We start from the raw sequence: 20,304 nt of genomic DNA, 5'->3' as shown, positions 1-20,304 counted from the left end.
GGTTATAATTCTGCGATTTGGTTTAGGTTTACTTCTGCAACTGTGTCATTACCAAACATAGAGATAATCATTTTTACTTTGTTATTATCAATTTCTGTAATCTTACCAGTGTAATCTGCAAAAGCACCATCAATAATACGTACAGTTTGACCAACCTCAACATCGAAATCAAATTCTTGAACAGTTTGTCCCATAGAAACCAAGATATCACGGATTTCTTGTTCCAATAATGGAGTTGGTTTTGATCTATTTCCGTGAGATCCGACGAATCCTGTAACGTTTGGTGTGTTTCGAACAACAAACCAAGCTTCATCTGTCATCACCATTTCCACAAGAACATAACCTGGAAAGCGATTTTCTTCTACTTCTTTTCTCTTTCCATTTTTTTCAACTTGCACTGTTTGTGTTGGAATTTCAACACGTAAAATATTATCCAACATATTGTAGGTTTGTGCACGTTGTAATAGATTTTCTTTTACCTTATTTTCATAACCAGAATAAGTTTGTAAAACAAACCACCCTTTATCAAAACTATCCATGATATTTCCTTTCATAACAGAAGATTTCTAGTGTAAATAACTCCACTAGCCTTCTAAAAAATGTTAATAAATCGAATCAAACCTGAAACAATCAACTGGTCAAAAATGTAAATAATTACTACAAAGAAAGCTGTGTATTCCATGATAGAACGAAAATCTCTCCAGCTTTCCTTGCGAGTTGGCCATGTTGTGTCTTTAAGAAGTCTAAAAATATCTCCAATAAAACGCATCGCTCTCTCCTATCTCGTTTCTCTGTGCGTAGTGTACTTACCACAATGTTTACAAAATTTATTTACTTCTAGTCGTGTTGGCTTGGGGTTTCCGCTGATCTTGATTGAATAGTTTCTCGAACCACAAACCGCACAAGCTAGGCTTGCTTTTTTTAGTGCCATAACGCCTCCATCTTATCTATTATAACAAGAAAGCTAGGCTTTGACAAGCATCTTAACGAAATAGATTGACTACCGAATCCCATATCGTTTGAGCCTTTTCCTTAATCTTCGCATCCGAGATAGCACGGCTAGCCTCATCTACCAGATTTTGTGCACGACTTCTAATATCAGAAAGGCTATTATCCGCCTGATTTTCTTCATTACGCTGTACTTGATTTCTTGTATTGGCTGGTGCAATTCCATTTTGCTTATAAGCATTTTCAACTGTAAAGGTACTTCCTGGCGTATAAGGTAAAATGGTATTTGCAATATTTCTAAAGACATGAGCTGCACCGTTTGAAGTAGATCCTGCTAGATAGTGATTTTCATCAGTGGTCGGAAAACCAAGCCAATGACTAATCACCACATCCGGAGTATAACCAATCACCCACTGGTCACTTGCGTATTCCGGATTGAAAACAGCTTCAGTTGTTCCAGTTTTTCCTGCCATTACATAATCTGCAGGCGATGAACTAATACCGGTACCGTTTGTAAATGTCCCTAACATCATACTGGTCATCTTATCAGCTACAGACTTATCAATCACCCGTTTTTGTGAATTTTTATGGCTCGCAATGACCTGACCACTAGCATTTTCAATTCTACTAATAAAATGAGCTTCCGGCATTAAACCTTCATTTGCAAAGGCAGCATATGCTTGAGCCATTTGCAGAGGATTGGTTTCAACACCGCTTCCCAATGCGACACCAAGAACACGATCAACTTTTTCCATGTTGAGTCCGAATTTTTCGCCCGCCTCAAAAGCCTTATCAACGCCCAAATCATTAACAGTGGCAACAGCAGGCAGATTAAGCGACTCTGCCAAGGCTTGATACATAGGAACTTCTCGACTCGTTTTGATTCCTGCATAGTTATCAAGCTTATAGCTGTCGTACTGCATGGTATGGTTATCCAAGAGCTTATTCAAAGCCCAGCCTGCTTCAACTGCTGGCGTATAAACAACTAAAGGCTTAATTGCAGAACCAGGACTACGTTTTGATTGAGTTGCATAGTTGAAATTCCGGAATCCAGTTTTATCATTATCAGCAACTTGACCGACAACTCCACGAACTCCCCCTGTTTTCGGTTCAAGAGCTACACTTCCTGATTGAGCAAATGTTCCATCTTCTGCCCTAGGAAATAGCGATGTATTCTCATAGACAACCTGCATATTTGCTTGGTAGTTTTGGTCCAGCTCTGTGTAAATGCGGTAGCCATTATTGACAATTTCTTCCTCTGTTAGATTATACTTGGAAACGGCTTCGTTAACCACTGCATCAAAGTAAGAAGGATAGCGGTAATCTGAGATTTTTCCTTCATACTTATCGTGCAATTGCGAAGTCATATCAACTTCTGCAGCTTCAGTTTCTTGGTTTTTATCAATATATCCTGCTGCAACCATATTTTGCAAAACAGTATCGCGCCGATTGGTAGAATCTTGTACGGAATTCAAAGGATTATACAGCTCCGGCCCTTTGAGCATCCCTGCCAGGGTCGCAGCTTGATCCAGACTCACTTCTGACGCAGAAACTCCAAAGTATTTCTTACTCGCATCTTCTACACCCCACACACCATTTCCAAAATAGGCGTTGTTAAGGTACATGGTTAAAATCTGATCCTTACTATATTTTTTTGTTAATTCTAAGGCAAGGAAAAATTCTTTCGCTTTTCTCTCAACAGTTTGATCCTGTGACAAATAGGCGTTTTTAGCCAACTGTTGGGTAATAGTAGAACCACCACCTGAACGACCAGCAGTGACAATAGCCAAGAAGAAACGACCATAGTTAATCCCGTCATTTTTATAGAAAGAACGGTCTTCTGTCGCAATAACAGCATTCTGCAAGTTTTTACTGATGTCAGTCAGTTCAACATAAGTGCCTTTTTGACCAGACAAGGCACCAGCCTCTTTTTCTTCACGGTCAAAAATGATAGTCCGAGTTTTCAAGGCGTTTTGCAAATCATTGACATTGGTTGACTTAGCTACAGCAAACAAATAGGTTCCAACCAGCAAGCCTGCACTCAAACCTAGTATAAGGACAATCTTTGTTAGATGATAGCGACGCCAGAATTTTCGAATCGGACCCACTTGGGCTAATTTTTTTCGATCACTACGAGAGCGACGTAAGCTAGTAGAATCAAAATCCTCTAGTTTACTTGTTTCTTTTTTAAAAAGAGAAAGAAATTTCTCGAATAATTTATCTAATTTCATGCGTTTATTTTATCATCTTCATCATAGGAAGACAAGAATTTAGCAATTTCCTATCCAAATAGGGCTTTTTTTGTTACAATATCTGTATGAAATTCACATTTACATTACCAGACTCTCTACCTCAAATGACGGTAAAGCAATTACTTGAGGAACAACTCCTCATCCCTAGAAAAATCCGTCATTTTTTGAGAATCAAGAAACACATTTTGATAAATCAAGAAGAAGTCCACTGGAACGAAATCGTAAATCCTGGAGATATTTGCCAGTTAACTTTTGACGAGGAAGATTATCCCGAAAAAGAAATTCCTTGGGGCAACCCAAACCTCGTTCAAGAAGTTTATCAAGATCAACACTTGATTATTGTGAACAAACCAGAGGGGATGAAAACGCATGGTAATCAGCCAAACGAAATCGCCCTTCTTAACCATGTCAGTGCCTATGTTGGCCAAACCTGCTATGTCGTTCATCGTCTGGACATGGAAACCAGTGGCTTAGTTCTCTTTGCCAAAAATCCTTTTATCCTACCTATTCTCAATCGCTTACTTGAGAAAAAAGAGATTTCTAGGGAATATTGGGCACAGGTCGACGGACATACCAACAGCAAAGAACTTGTTTTCAAAGACAAAATTGGGCGTGATCGCCATGACCGCAGAAAACGAGTAGTTGATACAAAAAATGGGCAATATGCTGAAACGCATGTAAGCAGATTAAAGCAATTCTCAAACAAGACTTCATTAGTTCGTTGCAAACTAAAGACAGGGCGAACCCATCAAATCCGTGTGCACCTTTCGCATCATAATTTCCCGATCCTAGGTGACCCCCTCTATAATAGCAAATCAAATACAAGTCGCCTTATGCTCCACGCCTTCCGACTTTCCTTTACCCATCCACTTACATTAGAAAAATTAAACTTCACTGCCCTCTCGAATACTTTTGAAACAGAATTAAAAAAGAATGGATGATTGTGTCATCCATTTTTCCATATAAGAAAAGCAAGACCAAGAGGCCTTGCTTTTTATCGACTCAAGAATTATTTAGCGATTTTTGCGAAGTATTCAAGAGTACGAACAAGTTGTGCAGTGTATGACATTTCGTTGTCGTACCATGATACAACTTTAACCAATTGTTTACCGTCAACGTCAAGAACTTTAGTTTGAGTTGCGTCAAACAATGAACCGTAAGACATACCTACGATATCTGAAGATACGATTGGATCTTCTGTGTAACCGTATGATTCGTTTGAAGCTGCTTTCATAGCTGCGTTCACTTCATCAACAGTAACGTTCTTTTCAAGAACTGCTACCAATTCAGTAACTGATCCAGTTGGAGTTGGAACGCGTTGTGCAGATCCGTCAAGTTTACCGTTCAATTCTGGGATTACAAGACCGATAGCTTTTGCAGCACCAGTTGAGTTAGGAACGATGTTTGCAGCACCAGCGCGAGCACGGCGAAGGTCACCACCACGGTGTGGTCCGTCAAGGATCATTTGGTCACCAGTGTAAGCGTGGATAGTAGTCATCAATCCTTCTACAACACCAAAGTTATCTTGAAGAGCTTTAGCCATAGGAGCCAAGCAGTTTGTAGTACATGAAGCACCTGAGATAACTGTTTCAGTACCGTCAAGAACGTCGTGGTTAGTGTTGAATACAACTGTTTTAACGTCGTTTCCACCAGGAGCAGTGATAACAACTTTTTTAGCTCCACCAGCGTGCAAGTGTTTTTCAGCAGCTGCTTTCTTAGCAAAGAAACCAGTAGCTTCAAGAACGATTTCTACACCGTCGTTAGCCCAGTCGATTTGTTCTGGATCACGTTCAGCAGAAACTTTGATGAATTTACCGTTAACTTCAAATCCACCTTCTTTAACTTCAACAGTACCGTCGAAACGACCTTGAGTTGTGTCGTATTTCAACAAGTGTGCAAGCATAACTGGATCTGTAAGGTCGTTGATACGAGTAACTTCAACACCTTCTACGTTTTGGATACGACGGAAAGCAAGACGACCGATACGTCCGAAACCGTTAATACCAACTTTAACTACCATTAGTGATTTCCTCCTTATGAAAATCATGAAATTTTTATTGTGAAAAGAGTAACTTGAATCACTACAAATCACCTTTCAACAAACCTATTATATAACTATTTAAGTTTAATTGCAAGTACGGGCATTGTTTTTCTATGTTAGTTTCTTTTTTAAACTGTAAATCAAGTAATCCCTTACTATTCATATCGTAGCGATTCTACAGGATCCATTTTACTAATTTTACGTGCTGGGAAGTAGGCTGAGACATAACCAAGCAAGAGAGCGAAAGCTAGAGTTCCTAAAACAGATAACAAATTTAATTCAAAAACCTTCGTGATGGATGGGTAAAAGTGACTTACAATCGCATTCGCCAAACTTCCCACCCCTTGTGCAACCAAAAATGCCAGCAGCAAGGCGATTCCTACAATCCAGATAGCCTCGTAAATAAAAATTCCTTTGACATCACGATTTTGATAACCAACTGCCTTCATGACACCTATTTCCTTAGAACGTTGCATGATATTGATGTAAATAATGATACCAATCATGACCGCTGCTACCACAATAGCTTGTGATGAAAGTACAATCAACAATCCCTGAATGACACGAATAAAAGTAATCACAATATCAAGAACCTTCTGTTGAGAAAGAACAGTATACTTCTTATTTTTCTGCAATTCTTCTGTTACCGTTTTCGTCTGTGACGGATCTTTGAGTTCCAAGATAAAATAAGATACAGCTTTTGTAAATCCAGCCTCTTTCAAAATCGTTTCCATTTGATGAGACGGCATGAAACTGTTGCTGTCCTCCAAGTCATCTTCATCATTGATTACACGTACAATCTTTGTTTGAAATTGAGCAGTCTTGCTAGCTTCAGCATCATTTTCTACAATGCTGGCTGAGACTGATTTGCCAATAACATCACTAGCTGTCAGATTGTTTCCTGTCTGTTCATTCCAATTTTTTAGTAAACTGATTGGAATCGTCAAGCCCTGTTCATTTGCATCAGTATAGAGGGAGCCAGCCAACACTTTGTCCGTCTCATTACTACTAACAGAGATACTTGTATCCTCATATAGACTCACTACTTGAGCATAAGAAGGCATCGTTTGACTCAGATCCATTTCTTGCCCATCTATAGTAATATTTGACATGATCATCCCAAAAGGACTCTCCAAATATTTAATAGCTTCTTTTCCAACTGTATCCGTGATATAGTTCTTATCATCTTGGTTCAAAAAGCCTCGTCCAGCATTCTCTGTGTTTAAAGCAATCTGAACTTGAGAAGGGATTTGACCTCCATTCGTATTTTCATCAATCATCGAAATCAATGCATTTCCCAAGCCGAAAGAAATTAAGACTCCTACAAAACCGATTGAGGTTGCTAGCGCAATCAATAGATTACGCCACTTTCTTTCCATAAAGTTATTTAAAGAAAGTTTGAATTTGTTTTTCAATGATAATCCTTTATTTTTTGACTTCTTCAACGACTTCACCATCCTTCATTTTGATAATCACATCTGCATATTCGGCAACCTCTGGATTATGGGTTACGATCAATACTGTTTTCCCTGTTTGGGCTAAGTTTTTAAATACTTCCAATACCATTTCTTGAGATTGAGAATCCAGCGAACCTGTTGGCTCATCTGCTACAATCATATCAGGCTGATTTACCAGTGCACGCGCGATTGCTACACGTTGCTTTTGCCCACCAGAAAGTTGTTTAACATTTTTAGCTACAAAAGGCTCCATGCCTAAGTTACTTAATTGCTCCTTTGCAATCATTGTCATCTCCCTGTCAGATAAATCTTTGACATAGAGAGGTAGTTTTACATTGTCCAAAACAGACTGATGAGGAATAAGGTTAAAGTTTTGAAACACAAATCCAATCTTATCTTTACGAAATTGAGTTAGTTCAATCTCTGATAAGTCACGGAGGGATTCCCCTTTAAACTCTAAACCTCCTTCATATTGTCTGTCTAAACCGCTGATGATGTTTAGTAGACTGGTTTTGCCACAGCCTGACGGCCCGTAAATCGCTGTAATTTTACCTTTTGCAATCTGCAGGTTTATATTCTTTAAAGCCTGCTCTTGATGTTTACCGTCCAAGGCGTAAAACTTTGAAATATTTTTAATGGATAAAATGGACATTCTTTCCCCCTTATTTAAAACTGTTATCGTCATACATCACACTTATAGAAAATCCTTCAAGCTACATCAGCACTGATTGCCACTATGAACCCACTGCTTAGAATTTTCTCTCTATTGCCTAGTTTGCTTCTGGATGTATATCAAGTAATACTCTTCGAAAATCAAATTCAAACCACGTCAACGTCGCCTTGCCGTACTCAAGTACAGCCTGCGGCTAGTTTCCTAGTTTGCTCTTTGATTTTCATTGAGTATAAAATTCATTGTAACAAAAAAGCGGCATTCTCTCAATGACAGAAATGTCACTCCTATAAAGCATTTAACAATACCTTTCTAAGTCTTCGCTCCATTCATTATCTAAACTAACGATTAACTTCTCATTGCCAAACATCCTCGCCATCATTTTTGCTTCTTCATACTTTTGTTTGGCTGTTTCATAATCCGTCTGAATATAATATTTCCACTCCACCATCAAGACAATCGGTTGTTTTTGAAAATCTCGTGTTTTTTCAGAAATCCAATTCAGTTTTTCCACAGCTAACTTAAATAACTCTAAATCATTCAATAATTCACAACTTCCCAGCCCTGCAAATAACACATCACGAACAAGAAATAAATCGTCCGTACCGCTATTTTCTACGTTATTACACACTTTTTGAAACATTGATTGAAGTTTTGTCTGCTCGCTAATAGATAACTGTCCTTTTTTTATATTTTCTAAATAACTACACAAAAAATACAATCTAATTTTTAAAAGGTCTGAAAAGGAAAATTCTCTTTGGTTCCAAAGTTCCTCAAAAGATTCATCTAAAAGCGCTATTCCATACTGTTCATTATCCGTCGCTCTCACTTCATCTATTGCTTGAAGACAATCCACTATCATCTTCTCATCACGTGGCAAATCATCATAAAAATTTTCAAAAATCTCATCGAAATATTCTTCCTTTTGTTCCTGCAACTCCTTGTCTCCATAGTCAGGATGATGTAAAAGAAAGTACTTTAATTCTTGGTAACGCTTGGGTAATTCCTTATAATCTGGCATCAAGACATAGGATGGAATTTCTAATCGTTCTGCAATATATTCTAGTGTTTTTATAGTCGGACGAAATTCTCCTTTTTCTATCCGCACCAACTGACGGACTGATAATTCAGACTCATCCCCGCAAAAAACTGGACGACTAAGTCCTTTCTCCTCTCTAAGGATTCGTACCTTTTCCCCTAGCTCATTCATCTCTTACATTTCTCCCTCGCATGATTATAAAAGATTTGATTTTCAAATAAATATATGCGATGATTATACCATTTTTCAAATAGAATTACAAAAAAGAGACAGGAAATTCCTGCCTCTAGGCTGATAAACGATTATTTACGACGTCCTGGTCTTTCTTTGTAACCATAGTAAGAATCTTCGATGATTTCTTGCATGTGGTCAACCATTGGAAGACGTGGGTTAGCTGGTGAACATTGATCTTCGTAAGCAAGGAAGGCCAATTCACGAGAATGTTCTTTCCATTCTTTTTCATCAATTCCTTGTGCTTTGAAGTTCATTTGGATACCTACGCGCTCACCAAGTTCGTAGACAGCTTTTGCGTAAGATTCCACACCTTCTTCTGGAGTAGAAGCTGGAAGTCCAAGCATGCGTGCGATATCTTGGTATTTTTCATCTGCACGGTAGTAGTTGTACTTAGGCCATGTTGCTGTCTTAGCTGGACGTGTACCGTTGTAGCGGATGACGTATGGAAGCAAGATTGCATTTGTACGACCGTGGATTGTGTGGAATTGCGCACCAATCTTATGGGCCATTGAGTGAGAAATACCTAGGAAGGCATTGGCAAAGGCCATACCAGCGATTGTTGAAGCGTTATGCATTTTCTCACGTGAGTGGAAGTCTGCATTCTTAACTGAGCTTTCAAGATTTTCGAATACAAGTTTGATGGCTTGAAGTGCAAGACCGTCAGTGTAGTCGCTAGCCATTTGTGATACGTAAGCTTCAGTCGCGTGGGTCAATACGTCCATACCAGTGTCCGCAGCAACAAATCCAGGAACTGTCAATACCAAGGCAGGGTCTACGATTGCCACAGTTGGTGTCAATGAGTAGTCGGCGATTGGGTATTTACGGTTATTTGCTTTATCAGAGATAACGGCAAATGGTGTTACTTCAGATCCTGTACCAGATGTTGTTGGGATTGCGATGAATTTAGTCTTCTTACCAAGCAATGGGAATTTGAAGGCACGTTTACGGATATCCATGAATTTTTGAACAAGGTCACGGAAGTCTACTTCTGGTTGTTCGTAGAAGAGCCACATTACTTTTGCAGCATCCATTGGCGAGCCACCACCAAGAGCGATGATTGTATCTGGTTTGAAGGCACGCATAATCTCAGTACCACGGTTTACAGTTGTGATATCTGGATCTGGTTCTACATCAGCAAAGATTTGGTAAACAACCTTATTGCGACGAAGATCAAGTTGTTCGATGATACGATCAAGGAAGCCAAGCTCTACCATGGCATGGTCAGTAACGATCATGACACGTTCAACGTCACGACATTTTTGAAGGTATTGAATTGAATCACGTTCAAAGTATGTTTTTGAAGGAAGTTTCATCCATTGCATGTTATTTCTCCGTCTTCCGACTTTTTTGATATTCAAGAGGTTAATGGCACTAACGTTATCCCCAACTGAGTTGCGTCCGTAAGAACCACATCCAAGTGTCAATGATGGCAAGAAGGCATTGTAAACGTCCCCGATACCACCGAAAGTAGAAGGTGAGTTACAGATAACACGAATAGCTTTAACAGCTTTACCAAATTCTTTAGTCAATTCTTCGTCAGCTGTGTGGATAGCTGCTGAGTGTCCAAGACCGTTAAATTCAACCATTTGACGAGCCTTAGTAATACCATCTTCACGGCTTTCAGATTTCAAAACTGCGATAACTGGTGACAATTTTTCACGGGTCAATGGCTCGTTTTCACCAACTTCTTTACATTCTGCGGCAAGAATGTTTGTTCCTTCTGGAACTGTAAATCCTGCTTGCTCTGCAATCCAAGTTGCTGGTTTACCAACGATGTCAGCGTTCAATTTCGCACCAGCACAGTTTTTGCTGTTTGCTTTCACGCCGAAGCAGAATTCTTCAAGAAGAGCTTTTTCTTTTTTGTTTACAAAGTAAGTGTGGTAAGATTTGAACTCTGCTACAAATTCATCGTAGATTTCTTTGTCAATGATAACCGCTTGTTCAGATGCACAGACCATACCGTTATCAAATGATTTAGACATGACGATATCGTGTGCAGCTTGGCGGATGTTAGCTGATTTTTCAACATAAGCTGGAACGTTACCGGCACCTACCCCAAGAGCTGGTTTACCACATGAGTATGCGGCTTTAACCATGGCATTACCACCAGTTGCAAGGATTGTCGCAACACCTTCGTGGTTCATAAGGGCACTTGTTGCTTCCATAGATGGTTGAGTAATCCATTGTACGCAGTTTTCAGGAGCTCCAGCTGCGATAGCTGCATCGCGAACGATACGAGCTGCATGAGCAGATGATTCTTGTGCTGATGGATGGAAAGCAAAGACGATTGGGTTACGTGTCTTCAATGAAATCAATGATTTGAAGATTGCTGTTGATGTTGGGTTTGTTGTTGGAGTGATACCACAGACAACACCAACTGGTTCTGCGATAAGAGTCAAACCTGTTACATCGTCTTCTTCGATAACGCCAACTGTCTTAGTGTGACGCATGTTGTTTACTACGTGTTCACAAGCAAACAAGTTCTTAGTTGCTTTATCTTCAAATACACCACGTCCTGTTTCTTCATAGGCATGTATAGCCAATTCTCCGTGGGCATCCAAAGCTGCCACTGACGCTTTAGCTACGATGTAGTCAACTTGCTCTTGATCCAATTTACGCATTTCCTCAAGGGCAACTAGAGCTTTTTGCACCAAGCCGTCGACATGCTTTTCAGCAGCGAGTTTCTTTTCTTCTGGTGTCACAGTTTTTTTATCAGCCATATTTTCCTCCATAGCTTTCAAGGATTGACATCCTTTGTTAATTTTTTCACAAGTTTATTATAACGCATTATTTCAACTTTGTAAACAATTTCATAAACATTTCACAAAGAATTTTTAGCACCTTGTGAAATGTTTGTTATTTTCTTTTCTTAGCAAGCTTTTTCTTTAAAGTTTGTGAAATTTATTTCAAATATTTTTTATTTCACAAACTCATTTGGAAGAGAATCTTGGAAAGAAAGGGATTTGCAGGTAAGCGCTTACTTAAACATTCTAACAATACCTCCTTTGATAAGGAGGCTTTATTTTTGTTGAAAAACGCCTTGTTTAAAAGTCCCTTCATAAACGACTTCTTGTTCTGTTGTTAGTTTTCCTTTTCCTTCAGCCTGACCATTTACAAAATCACCTTCGTAGGTCCAGCCTTCTTTGGATTGAAAGGTACCTTTTCCGTTGAAGGCTCCATTGTTGAAACCACCTGTATATTGGTCTCCATTTTGGAAAGTAATGGTACCTTGTCCATTCATTTTACCACGTACAAGACTGCCGTCGTAAACAATGGTTCCATTATCAAGCTTTAAAACACCTTTTCCAGGAATATTTAGAAAAAAGACGAGTAGAGCACAGAAAACAATGGCAACTACTGCTAAAAGCTCTAAACGTGGACGAGTCAGATAGACACGGTACTTTTCGTAAAAATTCTTAAGATTTTCCATCTTCACTCTCCTTTTCTAAACGTTCTAGCCAAGTTTGACAACCCTCTTGAACACGTCGATAGGTTTCCTCAAAATCTCCTGTATACCAAGGGTCTGGAACACTTTCTGATGCGAATGAGTAAATCTTATCTTGACAGTCTGCTGGACACATCTGACGTAAGTCAGAAACATTTGAAGCGTCCATGCCGATAATATAATCAAAGGCTTCAAAATCTTCCTTACTAATCTGAAGCGATGTTTTGCCTTTGTCGTAAGGAATCTCATACTGTTGAAAAATTCCCTGAGTCCCCTTATGAATCGGATTGCCATGTTCCCAAGAGGAAGTCGCTCGACTTTGGATTTCGTAATTATCTGTCATTGATTTCATAACAAACTCGGCCATAGGACTACGGCAAATATTTCCCAGACAGACAAAGACTAATTTTTTCATCCCATTTCCTTTCTTTTATAGAAAAACGGGAGTTCGTGATCCCGTCTTATTTTTCAATTGCGCCTTCTAGTGAAGCTGTTTCTTTCAGCGGTAATACTGTCTTGATAGCAGCTAGTTCAAAAGTCAAGTAAACTCCATCTACGTCAAGAACAATTGTTCCCTTCTCCGTATCTACTTCATCGACTGTTCCATAAAGTCCACCGATTGTAATCACTTCATAGCCTTTTTGTAGTTTATTCAAGCTTTCCATACGCTTTTGTGCTTGTTTCTTTTGAGAGCGTTGCGTAAAGAACATCAAGCCCACCATAAGGGCTAGCATGATTAAAAATGTATAATTTGGATTCATTGTCTTCTCCTTTGTCTTTTACATAGGACTACTATATCAAATTTCAGCTACTTTTACAAGATTGTACCTTGCTTTTCTAGTAAGAAAAACCAGAGCTCGCGCCCTGATTTTTAGAATTATTTCAAGTTTTGAACAACTTTCACAAGATTTTCTACAGTAAAGCCATATTCTGCCAATACTTTTGGTGCTGGTGCAGAGGCTCCGAAGGTATCAATACCGAGAACGGCACCATCGAGACCAACGTATTTGTACCAGTTTTGAGTTGCACCCATTTCGACTGCAACACGACGGCGAACTGCATTTGGAAGAATTTCTTCCTTGTATGCTGCATCTTGTTTATCAAAGACATCTGTAGATGGCATGCTGACTACGCGGACTTTTTCACCTTGACTAGCCAATTCTTTGGCAGCCGAGACAGCAAGATTGACCTCTGAACCTGTTGCAATCAAGATTGTATCAAAGTCTGCTGCATTTTCATAGACAACATAGGCACCTTTAGCAACCTTGTCGAAGTCTGTTCCCTCTTCGACAATCAAGTTTTGACGGGTCAAGACAAGGGCAGTTGGTGTTTTCTCACTTGTCACTGCAAGGTACCAAGCTGCTTGCGTTTCACGCGCATCTGCTGGACGAAAAACATTTAGATTTGGCATAGCACGAAGGCCGGCTAAGTGTTCAACTGGTTCGTGCGTTGGACCGTCTTCCCCTACCGCAATAGAATCGTGGGTAAAGACATAAGTCACAGGAAGACCTTGTAAGGCTGACAAGCGAACAGCTGCCTTCACATAGTCAGAGAAGACGAAGAAAGTTCCACCATATACACGAAGTCCACCGTGAAGGGCCATCCCGTTCAAGATAGTTCCCATTGCAAATTCACGAACACCAAACTGAATGTTACGGTTCAAGCGATTGGCATCGTCTTGAAGTCCGTCAGTCTTGATATAAGTCATGTTTGAGTGAGCTAGGTCGGCTGATCCACCTAGGAAGGTTGGTAACTTAGCTGCCACAACATTCAAGGCATCTTGGCTTGAATTACGAGTTGCTTGAGAGAAACCATTTTCTAAAGCTGGGAAGTCTGCTGGAGTCACTTCAACTGGATCGCGTCCATCAATAATTGCTTCCACTTCTGCAGCCAATTCTGGATACGCTTCTTTGTAATCTGCGACTAGTTTTGCCCATGCTTCATAAGCTGATGCACCACGGTCTGCAACATGTTCTTTGAAATCAGCATATACTTGTTCTGGGATTTCAAATGGTTCGTAGTCCCAACCAAGGGCTTGACGAGTTGCTGCAGTTTCATCTGCTCCAAGAGGAGCACCGTGTACGGCATTAGTTCCCTGTTTGTTTGGAGAACCGTATCCAATAACAGTCTTCACTTCAATCAAAGATGGTTTGCCTGAAGCTTTAGCTGTTTCGATAGCTGCATGGATAGCTTCCAAGTCTGTCCCATCTTCAACCAAGGCTGTATGCCAACCGTAGGCATTGTAACGGTCACGAACACTTTCTGTAAAGGAATCTTTTGTCTCACCATCCAAGTTGATGTCATTTGAATCATAAAGGACAACCAACTTATCTAGTTTTTGCAAGCCTGCGTATGAAGCTGCCTCACTTGAGACACCTTCCATCAAGTCTCCGTCTCCACAGATAACGTAAGTATAGTGGTCAAAGATATTGTAACCTTCACGGTTATATTTAGCTGCCAAGAAACGTTCTGCTTGGGCAAAACCAGTGGCAGTTGAAATCCCTTGACCTAGAGGACCTGTCGTAGCATCAATCCCTGCTGTATGGCCAAATTCTGGGTGACCTGGTGTTTTTGAACCCCATTGACGGAAGCTCTTGATCTCATCCATACTAACATCTTCAAAACCAGAAAGGTGAAGAAGGGCATAAAGGAGCATTGAACCATGACCAGCTGAAAGAATGAAACGGTCGCGGTTAATCCAGTTTGGTTGAGCTGGATTGATACGAAGTTGTTTTGTAAAGAGGCTGTAAGCCATCGAAGCTGCTCCCATAACCACACCTGGGTGACCTGAGTTGGCTTTGTTGATAGCGTCAATACCTAGGAAACGAATTGCATTAACAGATAGATTTGACATAGAATTTCCTTTCTATTTGAGGTGATTATTGTATCACACATTCTATTTTACTATTATATGAAAAAATACATAGAATAGCAATTAAACAATTCGACGTAAATAAGTATTCTATTTGCTACCCTCTGGTCGCCTGATAGTAGGGAAGTAAGCGTTCATAAGCTTCTTCTAATTTTTCTAAAATCACTTCTAATGATTGATTTTCTATAAAAGAAACATCTGCCTTAACTAACACTTTTCGGATTTCTTGGCTGCCTATCTTCTCGACTAAAGTACGACGATTTTCTTCGTTCGCCTCCCACCGTTGACTTTGACCATCGGAGTAGGCTAGATAATAAATTCCTTCAACGGTTGGAATTTCTAAAACTTTGGCTTGTTGCTCCAAGGTTTGCTCATCTTTCTTGCGCTCGATAAGACTAACTTCTAAGGAAATACCAAAATCAGAAGAATTCCCGTACAAACGTAAGGCTAGCATAGGCTCTGTCACTTGTCCGTCTCTCTGTAGATAAACCCAAAAATGTGGTCGCAAACGCTGCGCTTGGTTCATCCACTGGCTAGTCTGTTGAAGTTGCCATTCTGGATGATTTGCCTGAAAGACTTTAGCCAGTTCTGTAAAAGCCTTTCGAGCCTCTTGGCCTTTGTGGCGCAATTCCAGCATTTTCTCTCGCTCTGCTCCCGCTTTATCAGGATTACGGTACTGGATCCCTGCAAAGTCTAAATAATCTCTTAACTTATTCAACATCTGTTTAATCTCCTCTAGCTAGCAAAAAATCAGGTCAAGCCTGATTTTGTTTATTCTGTATCTACAACGACATAGCGATTTGGCTCATCACCCTCAGAATAACTAGTCACGCCATCCATACGTGAAATAATACGGTGGATAATCTTGCGTTCACTATTCGACATGGGATCTGTTTGATGACTACGCCCTTCGTCTAAAACACGAGTCGCCAATTTTTGCGCATAGGTCTGCAAAACTTCTGCACGGTGTTCGACATAATCATTGACATTGATTGTAACGTAGAAGGTTCTGGAATAGCGGTTGTAAAGATAATTTTGAGCCAACAGTTGCAAGGCCTTCAAGACTTTACCATGGTAGCCGATAATACGACCTGGTTCGTTAGTATCAATTTGCAAATTGATGCTACGACGGTTATAATCATTTGAAAGTGTGGCTTCAACATCCATGTCATCCACAATCGCTTGAACATAGGCAGTCACATCCGTAGCCACCTGAGCAATATCAAAGCTCGGTTCAACTTTCAAGCCCATCTCTGTCAAGTCTTGATTTTCAGTTTGGTCTTGCTCAGTTTCAAGGTCATCAGCGCCCGCTTCTTCCCTCATCGCTTCCTCGATTTGAAGTTCATTTAAAATCTCAATGTGGCCAGTTTCTTCTAAGATAGTGCTGGCATGTCTTTCATGTTTTAAGATTTCAGCCTTGACTTCATCAGAAATACCTTGACCTTCCTCTTCAATCTTTTTAATTGCTTCTACAACATGACCCAAATCAACAGTTGCTTCACTGACTGTTTTAACAGGCTCATTCAAATCATTGATTTGTTTTGGAACTCCCTTTACAGCTTGTTGATTTGCTTTGACAACAGTCGTTTCACTAATCGCTTCAATATCTACTTGGGCTGGTTTTTTACCAAATAAACCAAGAAATCCTTTTTTCTCACGAGAAATGACTTTAATATGTGCCTTCTTCCTTGGAATATCTAATTCCTTCAATCCTTTTTGGATTGCTTCTTCAACAGTTGAACCTGTAAATACTACCATTACCAGATTCCTCCTTATTATTTCGTTTTCTGAGCCTTTTTCTTGGCTTTTCTTTTTCTATTTTCCAAATCTTTCTGTGCCTGTACTAGAGCCTCGCGCTCTGCGATAATCTTGAATGGATTGTTCAAGAAATAGGTTTGCAAGACTTGGTAAGCATTGGACACTGCCCAGTAGAGAGCGACTCCGCTCGGAGCATAGACTCCAAAAACAAAGATCAAGACTGGAATCCCATACATCATCGCAGTTGTAGCTCCGTTACGCTCAGACAAGGCTTTATTGGACAACCAAGTACTTAAAAAGGTGAATACTGCTGCTAAAATCGGGAGAACAAGGGTTGTATCTACACCACCAAGGTTAATCCATAAGAAATGACCTGTCTTCAAAAAGTCAACTCTTGAGAGAGCTTGGAACAAGGCTAAAATAACCGGCATCTGAATCAAAATCGGCCAAAGAGAATCTGACTGTCTGACACCCATTTCCTTAAAGACTTTACGCATTTCTTGCTCTAGCTTGGTTTTGCTTTCCATATCTCGACCTGGATATTGTTCTCGAAGCGCCTTAATGCGTGGTTGAGCTTCTTGCATTTTTCTAGAAGCCACCATTTGCACTTGAAAGACTGGCAAGAGGACTGTACGAATCAAGACCGTAAAGAGAATAATCCCCACTCCGATACTGATATCAAACGATAAAAAGCGAATGATTTCCGCAAAGAAGTAAACAAATTTACTCCAAAAATCAGCCGAATTGGCTGTAATATCGCTAGTTGTCCCATTAGTCGCACAGGCTGTCATGATAAATAGGGACAGTCCTAGCAAACTAGTCAACTGTAGTTTCTTTTTCACTCCCATTTCCTTCCTGGTAAATCTTTGATAATTTTAATACGTGGAGTAGATTTTTCTCCATCTCTGCGTATCCCAAGGTTTCGACTCCTTTTCGAGCAATGACAACAAAGTCGACATCTTCTACCAGACTCCCTTTTGCATTCTGGATAATATGTCTAATCCGTCGCTTGATTTGATTTCTAGTGACGGCATTCCCCAGTTTTTTGCTAACTGATAGACCTACTCGAAAATGGTTTTTCTGGTTTTCTAATTGGTAGACAACAAATTTGCGATTGGCAAAACTTGTCCCCTCCTTGAAAATCGCCTTAAAATCTTTCTCTCTTTTTACACGAAAGTTTTTCTTCAAAACTCAACTCCATCTATTAAATTACTACTATTATACCATATTTTTCAAAAAAGCCAATCATAGCAAGGTTTTGGACAATTTCATCAGAAAAAGGAGCCGGAAAATCTCTTTCCCAACTCCTTGTCCTAAATATTTTTTCTAGTTTTACTTATTTTTTCAAGCGTTCAACGTCACGGGCAATGACCAATTCTTCATCAGTTGGAATAACCAAAACACGGATTTTCGCTTCATCTGTTGAGATGTCTCCTGTCACACCAAAGACATTCTTTTCATCATCAACATCACAACCAAACCACGAAATTCCTGAGATTACATCACGTCGGAAATTCGCTGCATTTTCACCGACACCTGCTGTGAAAACAATGGCATCTGCTCCATTTAGCACTGCAAGGTACTGACCGATATGTTTTTGGATACGGTCAACATACATTTCATAAGCCAAGCTAGCGTCGTGATTCCCTTCTGCTACAGCTGCTTCTATATCGCGCATATCGCTAGAATTAGCAGAAACTCCCAAAAGACCTGATTCACGATTCAGAACACGACTAATATCTTCTGGTGTGTTAAAATCATCTGTATATTGCATTAAGTAAGGAATGATAGCTGGATCAATGTCCCCTGTACGAGTTCCCATCATAATACCACCCAGAGGAGTGAAGCCCATAGAAGTGTCGACAGACTTACCAGCTTTCACAGCTGTAATTGAGCCTCCGTTACCAATATGACAGGTAATCAACTTCAAGTCTTCTAATGGACGTCCCAAGAGTTTTGCAGCTTCTCCTGCTACAAACTGGTGACTTGTCCCGTGGGCACCATATTTGCGAACCTTGTTTTCTGTGTAATATTTTGTTGGTAGAGGGTAGCGATAAGCTTTCTCTGGCATACTTGTGTGGAATGAAGTATCAAACACAACTACACTGGTAATGTCTGGCAACAATTCCTTGAAGGCACGAACACCTGCTGCATTGGCTGGATTGTGGAGAGGAGCCAACAAGCTCAACTCTTCAACTTTTTCTAAAACATCTCCCTCAACGACTGTTGATTCTTTGAAATATTCTCCACCGGCAACAACACGGTGTCCAACACCAGTAATCTCGTCATAAGCCTTGATAATGTCGAAACGAATCAAGTCATCCAATAAGATTTTAACAGCTTGTGTGTGATTTTCGATATCCAAAATTTGTTGTTCAGAACGGCCATCAAATTTTACAGTTGAAATTGAATCTTTCAAACCGATACGTTCAATCAAACCTTTCGCCAATACTCTTTCTTCTGGCATTAAGTATAATTGCCATTTCAAACTTGAACTTCCTGCATTGATTGCAATTGTTTTTGTCATAACATGATACCCCTTTTTAAGCGTTTTCATCTATTATAACAAAATCTATTTTATATTTCAGTACCTTGAGTCCATTTTTGAAAATTTTCTTTAAATTTCATCAAAACACTTGCATCTTGCAAGCTAGCAAGTGGATAAACAAAAGGCTCCACTACTATTTCACTTTTCTTCTTTAGGATAAAAATAGTCTTAGATTGTTTAGCATTGGCAAAGAGATTTTCAGGCAAACTAATCATAGCAACCAGACTTGCATCCTCTTTCAACCACCCCTTTAACAAATCACTTTGAGGACTGGTCAACAAATCACTCGGAGCGAGAAAAATAGCGTATCCATCTGACTTGAGGTACTTAAGTCCTTGTTCTATGAGCAAGTGATGAGCATAAGTATGTTCTTGACTAGAAGCAACTTGATGGCGCGACGCAACGGCGTCATCAGGATAATAGCCGACAGGCAAGTCGCTGATAACCACATCGCTTTCTTTGAGCATTTGTGGACGAACTGCATCTCCTTGGACAAAGCCAGCCTGCAAACCAATTACATCTGCCATACTAGCCGCCAAATCAATCAGCAAATCATCCACTTCCATTCCCAAGTAATCCACCTTTTTATCAAGCGAGGTCAAGAAAGTAGCACCTAGAATTCCCATCCCGGAACCCATTTCGAGGATAGTGATTTCCTCTTCTTTAAACAACTCTTCCACAATAAACACCAAAAGCAAAGCAATGGCATCTGGCGTAAACTGGTGATTGGCCTGCAAGGGTTCTGTTTGCCCAGCCTTCATCAAGAGAAATTGGTAGGTCTTGAGCCATTCTTCTTTGCGAAGCGCTAAACGCTTAAGAGCTTGATTGTTCCCTTTGACCTGCTCTAGCTCAGTTTCACCGTCCAGATAGATGCTATTTTGCTCCACCAAGGCGTCATAAAAGTTGGTCGCCAAATCACTTTGGATGACTTGGACATTCTCTAGTAAATAGGTATAAGCTTGTTCAATTTTTTCAAAATCCATATTCCTATCTTATCAAATTTCCCTTCTTTTTTCCATCCTTATAGAAAAATCACTCCC

20 protein-coding genes are annotated in these 20,304 nt (G+C 39.9%); 1 reads left to right on the top strand and 19 read right to left on the bottom strand.

What is annotated here, in order from left to right; all coding sequences use genetic code 11:
- Positions 1–2: 2 nt before the first annotated feature.
- Genes nusG through pbp2a form a run of 4 tightly spaced genes read right to left on the bottom strand, consistent with a single transcriptional unit; the run spans position 3 to position 3,179 of the window.
- Entirely contained in the window at positions 3–539 is a 537-nt protein-coding gene (gene nusG, locus HWX15_RS05540; protein ID WP_000376739.1) for a transcription termination/antitermination protein NusG, read from the bottom strand.
- Positions 540–592: 53 nt separating this feature from the next.
- The gene (gene secE / locus HWX15_RS05535) at positions 593–769 is read right to left on the bottom strand and encodes a preprotein translocase subunit SecE (protein ID WP_001210991.1); all 177 of its coding nucleotides are present in this window, start codon (positions 767–769) and stop codon (positions 593–595) included.
- Between the two features lie 9 nt (positions 770–778).
- On the bottom strand, positions 779–931 hold the full coding sequence (rpmG, locus tag HWX15_RS05530) for a 50S ribosomal protein L33 (RefSeq protein WP_001809375.1): 153 nt from the start codon (positions 929–931) through the stop codon (positions 779–781).
- 52 nt (positions 932–983) lie between these two features.
- On the bottom strand, positions 984–3,179 hold the full coding sequence (pbp2a, locus tag HWX15_RS05525; RefSeq protein ID WP_175880496.1) for a penicillin-binding protein PBP2A: 2,196 nt from the start codon (positions 3,177–3,179) through the stop codon (positions 984–986).
- Between the two features lie 86 nt (positions 3,180–3,265).
- Between pbp2a and HWX15_RS05520 the strand changes: the two genes are divergently transcribed.
- The gene (locus HWX15_RS05520) at positions 3,266–4,141 is read left to right on the top strand and encodes an RluA family pseudouridine synthase (RefSeq protein ID WP_254867344.1); all 876 of its coding nucleotides are present in this window, start codon (positions 3,266–3,268) and stop codon (positions 4,139–4,141) included.
- 68 nt (positions 4,142–4,209) lie between these two features.
- Here the strand turns inward: HWX15_RS05520 and gap are convergent, their stop codons facing one another.
- The 15 genes from gap to HWX15_RS05445 all read right to left on the bottom strand — a co-directional run bounded on the left by gap (position 4,210) and on the right by HWX15_RS05445 (position 20,247).
- On the bottom strand, positions 4,210–5,220 hold the full coding sequence (gap, locus tag HWX15_RS05515) for a type I glyceraldehyde-3-phosphate dehydrogenase (RefSeq protein WP_033687386.1): 1,011 nt from the start codon (positions 5,218–5,220) through the stop codon (positions 4,210–4,212).
- Between the two features lie 176 nt (positions 5,221–5,396).
- Entirely contained in the window at positions 5,397–6,698 is a 1,302-nt protein-coding gene (locus tag HWX15_RS05510) for an ABC transporter permease (protein ID WP_175880495.1), read from the bottom strand.
- Complete coding sequence (locus tag HWX15_RS05505; protein ID WP_175880494.1) at positions 6,667–7,350, bottom strand: ABC transporter ATP-binding protein; 684 nt, start codon at positions 7,348–7,350, stop codon at positions 6,667–6,669. Before HWX15_RS05505 ends, HWX15_RS05510 begins: the two co-directional genes overlap by 32 nt.
- A 316-nt stretch (positions 7,351–7,666) precedes the next feature.
- Entirely contained in the window at positions 7,667–8,578 is a 912-nt protein-coding gene (locus HWX15_RS05500) for an XRE family transcriptional regulator (protein ID WP_175880493.1), read from the bottom strand.
- A gap of 131 nt (positions 8,579–8,709) precedes the next feature.
- Positions 8,710–11,361, bottom strand: coding sequence for a bifunctional acetaldehyde-CoA/alcohol dehydrogenase (gene adhE, locus HWX15_RS05495; RefSeq protein WP_175880492.1), 2,652 nt, complete (start codon positions 11,359–11,361; stop codon positions 8,710–8,712).
- A gap of 299 nt (positions 11,362–11,660) precedes the next feature.
- Positions 11,661–12,071: an MORN repeat-containing protein gene (locus HWX15_RS05490; protein ID WP_000429315.1), complete on the bottom strand. Its 411-nt coding sequence runs from the start codon at positions 12,069–12,071 to the stop codon at positions 11,661–11,663.
- Positions 12,058–12,501: a low molecular weight protein-tyrosine-phosphatase gene (locus HWX15_RS05485; RefSeq protein WP_050142213.1), complete on the bottom strand. Its 444-nt coding sequence runs from the start codon at positions 12,499–12,501 to the stop codon at positions 12,058–12,060. The genes HWX15_RS05490 and HWX15_RS05485 overlap by 14 nt, the downstream gene beginning before the upstream one ends.
- 46 nt (positions 12,502–12,547) lie before the next feature.
- Positions 12,548–12,847 (bottom strand): preprotein translocase subunit YajC, encoded by a 300-nt coding sequence (gene yajC / locus HWX15_RS05480; protein WP_001069287.1) that lies wholly within the window; start codon positions 12,845–12,847, stop codon positions 12,548–12,550.
- Between the two features lie 116 nt (positions 12,848–12,963).
- Complete coding sequence (tkt, locus tag HWX15_RS05475; RefSeq protein WP_175880491.1) at positions 12,964–14,940, bottom strand: transketolase; 1,977 nt, start codon at positions 14,938–14,940, stop codon at positions 12,964–12,966.
- Positions 14,941–15,055: 115 nt separating this feature from the next.
- Positions 15,056–15,679 (bottom strand): ribonuclease P, encoded by a 624-nt coding sequence (locus tag HWX15_RS05470; protein WP_175880490.1) that lies wholly within the window; start codon positions 15,677–15,679, stop codon positions 15,056–15,058.
- Positions 15,680–15,729: 50 nt separating this feature from the next.
- The gene (jag, locus tag HWX15_RS05465; RefSeq protein ID WP_173262330.1) at positions 15,730–16,716 is read right to left on the bottom strand and encodes an RNA-binding cell elongation regulator Jag/EloR; all 987 of its coding nucleotides are present in this window, start codon (positions 16,714–16,716) and stop codon (positions 15,730–15,732) included.
- Positions 16,717–16,733: 17 nt separating this feature from the next.
- Entirely contained in the window at positions 16,734–17,558 is an 825-nt protein-coding gene (locus HWX15_RS05460) for a membrane protein insertase YidC (protein WP_217703784.1), read from the bottom strand.
- Complete coding sequence (gene rnpA / locus HWX15_RS05455; RefSeq protein ID WP_000739245.1) at positions 17,533–17,904, bottom strand: ribonuclease P protein component; 372 nt, start codon at positions 17,902–17,904, stop codon at positions 17,533–17,535. The genes HWX15_RS05460 and rnpA overlap by 26 nt, the downstream gene beginning before the upstream one ends.
- A 148-nt stretch (positions 17,905–18,052) precedes the next feature.
- Entirely contained in the window at positions 18,053–19,243 is a 1,191-nt protein-coding gene (locus HWX15_RS05450; protein WP_175880488.1) for an acetate kinase, read from the bottom strand.
- A 50-nt stretch (positions 19,244–19,293) separates the two neighbouring features.
- Positions 19,294–20,247, bottom strand: coding sequence for a class I SAM-dependent methyltransferase (locus HWX15_RS05445; protein ID WP_175880487.1), 954 nt, complete (start codon positions 20,245–20,247; stop codon positions 19,294–19,296).
- Positions 20,248–20,304 lie beyond the last annotated feature (57 nt).

The organism is Streptococcus thalassemiae, assembly GCF_903645285.1.
GTDB classification, from domain to species: domain Bacteria; phylum Bacillota; class Bacilli; order Lactobacillales; family Streptococcaceae; genus Streptococcus; species Streptococcus thalassemiae.
Note: the sequence above shows the minus strand (reverse complement) of the source record. Positions and strands in the feature narration are given on the sequence as shown.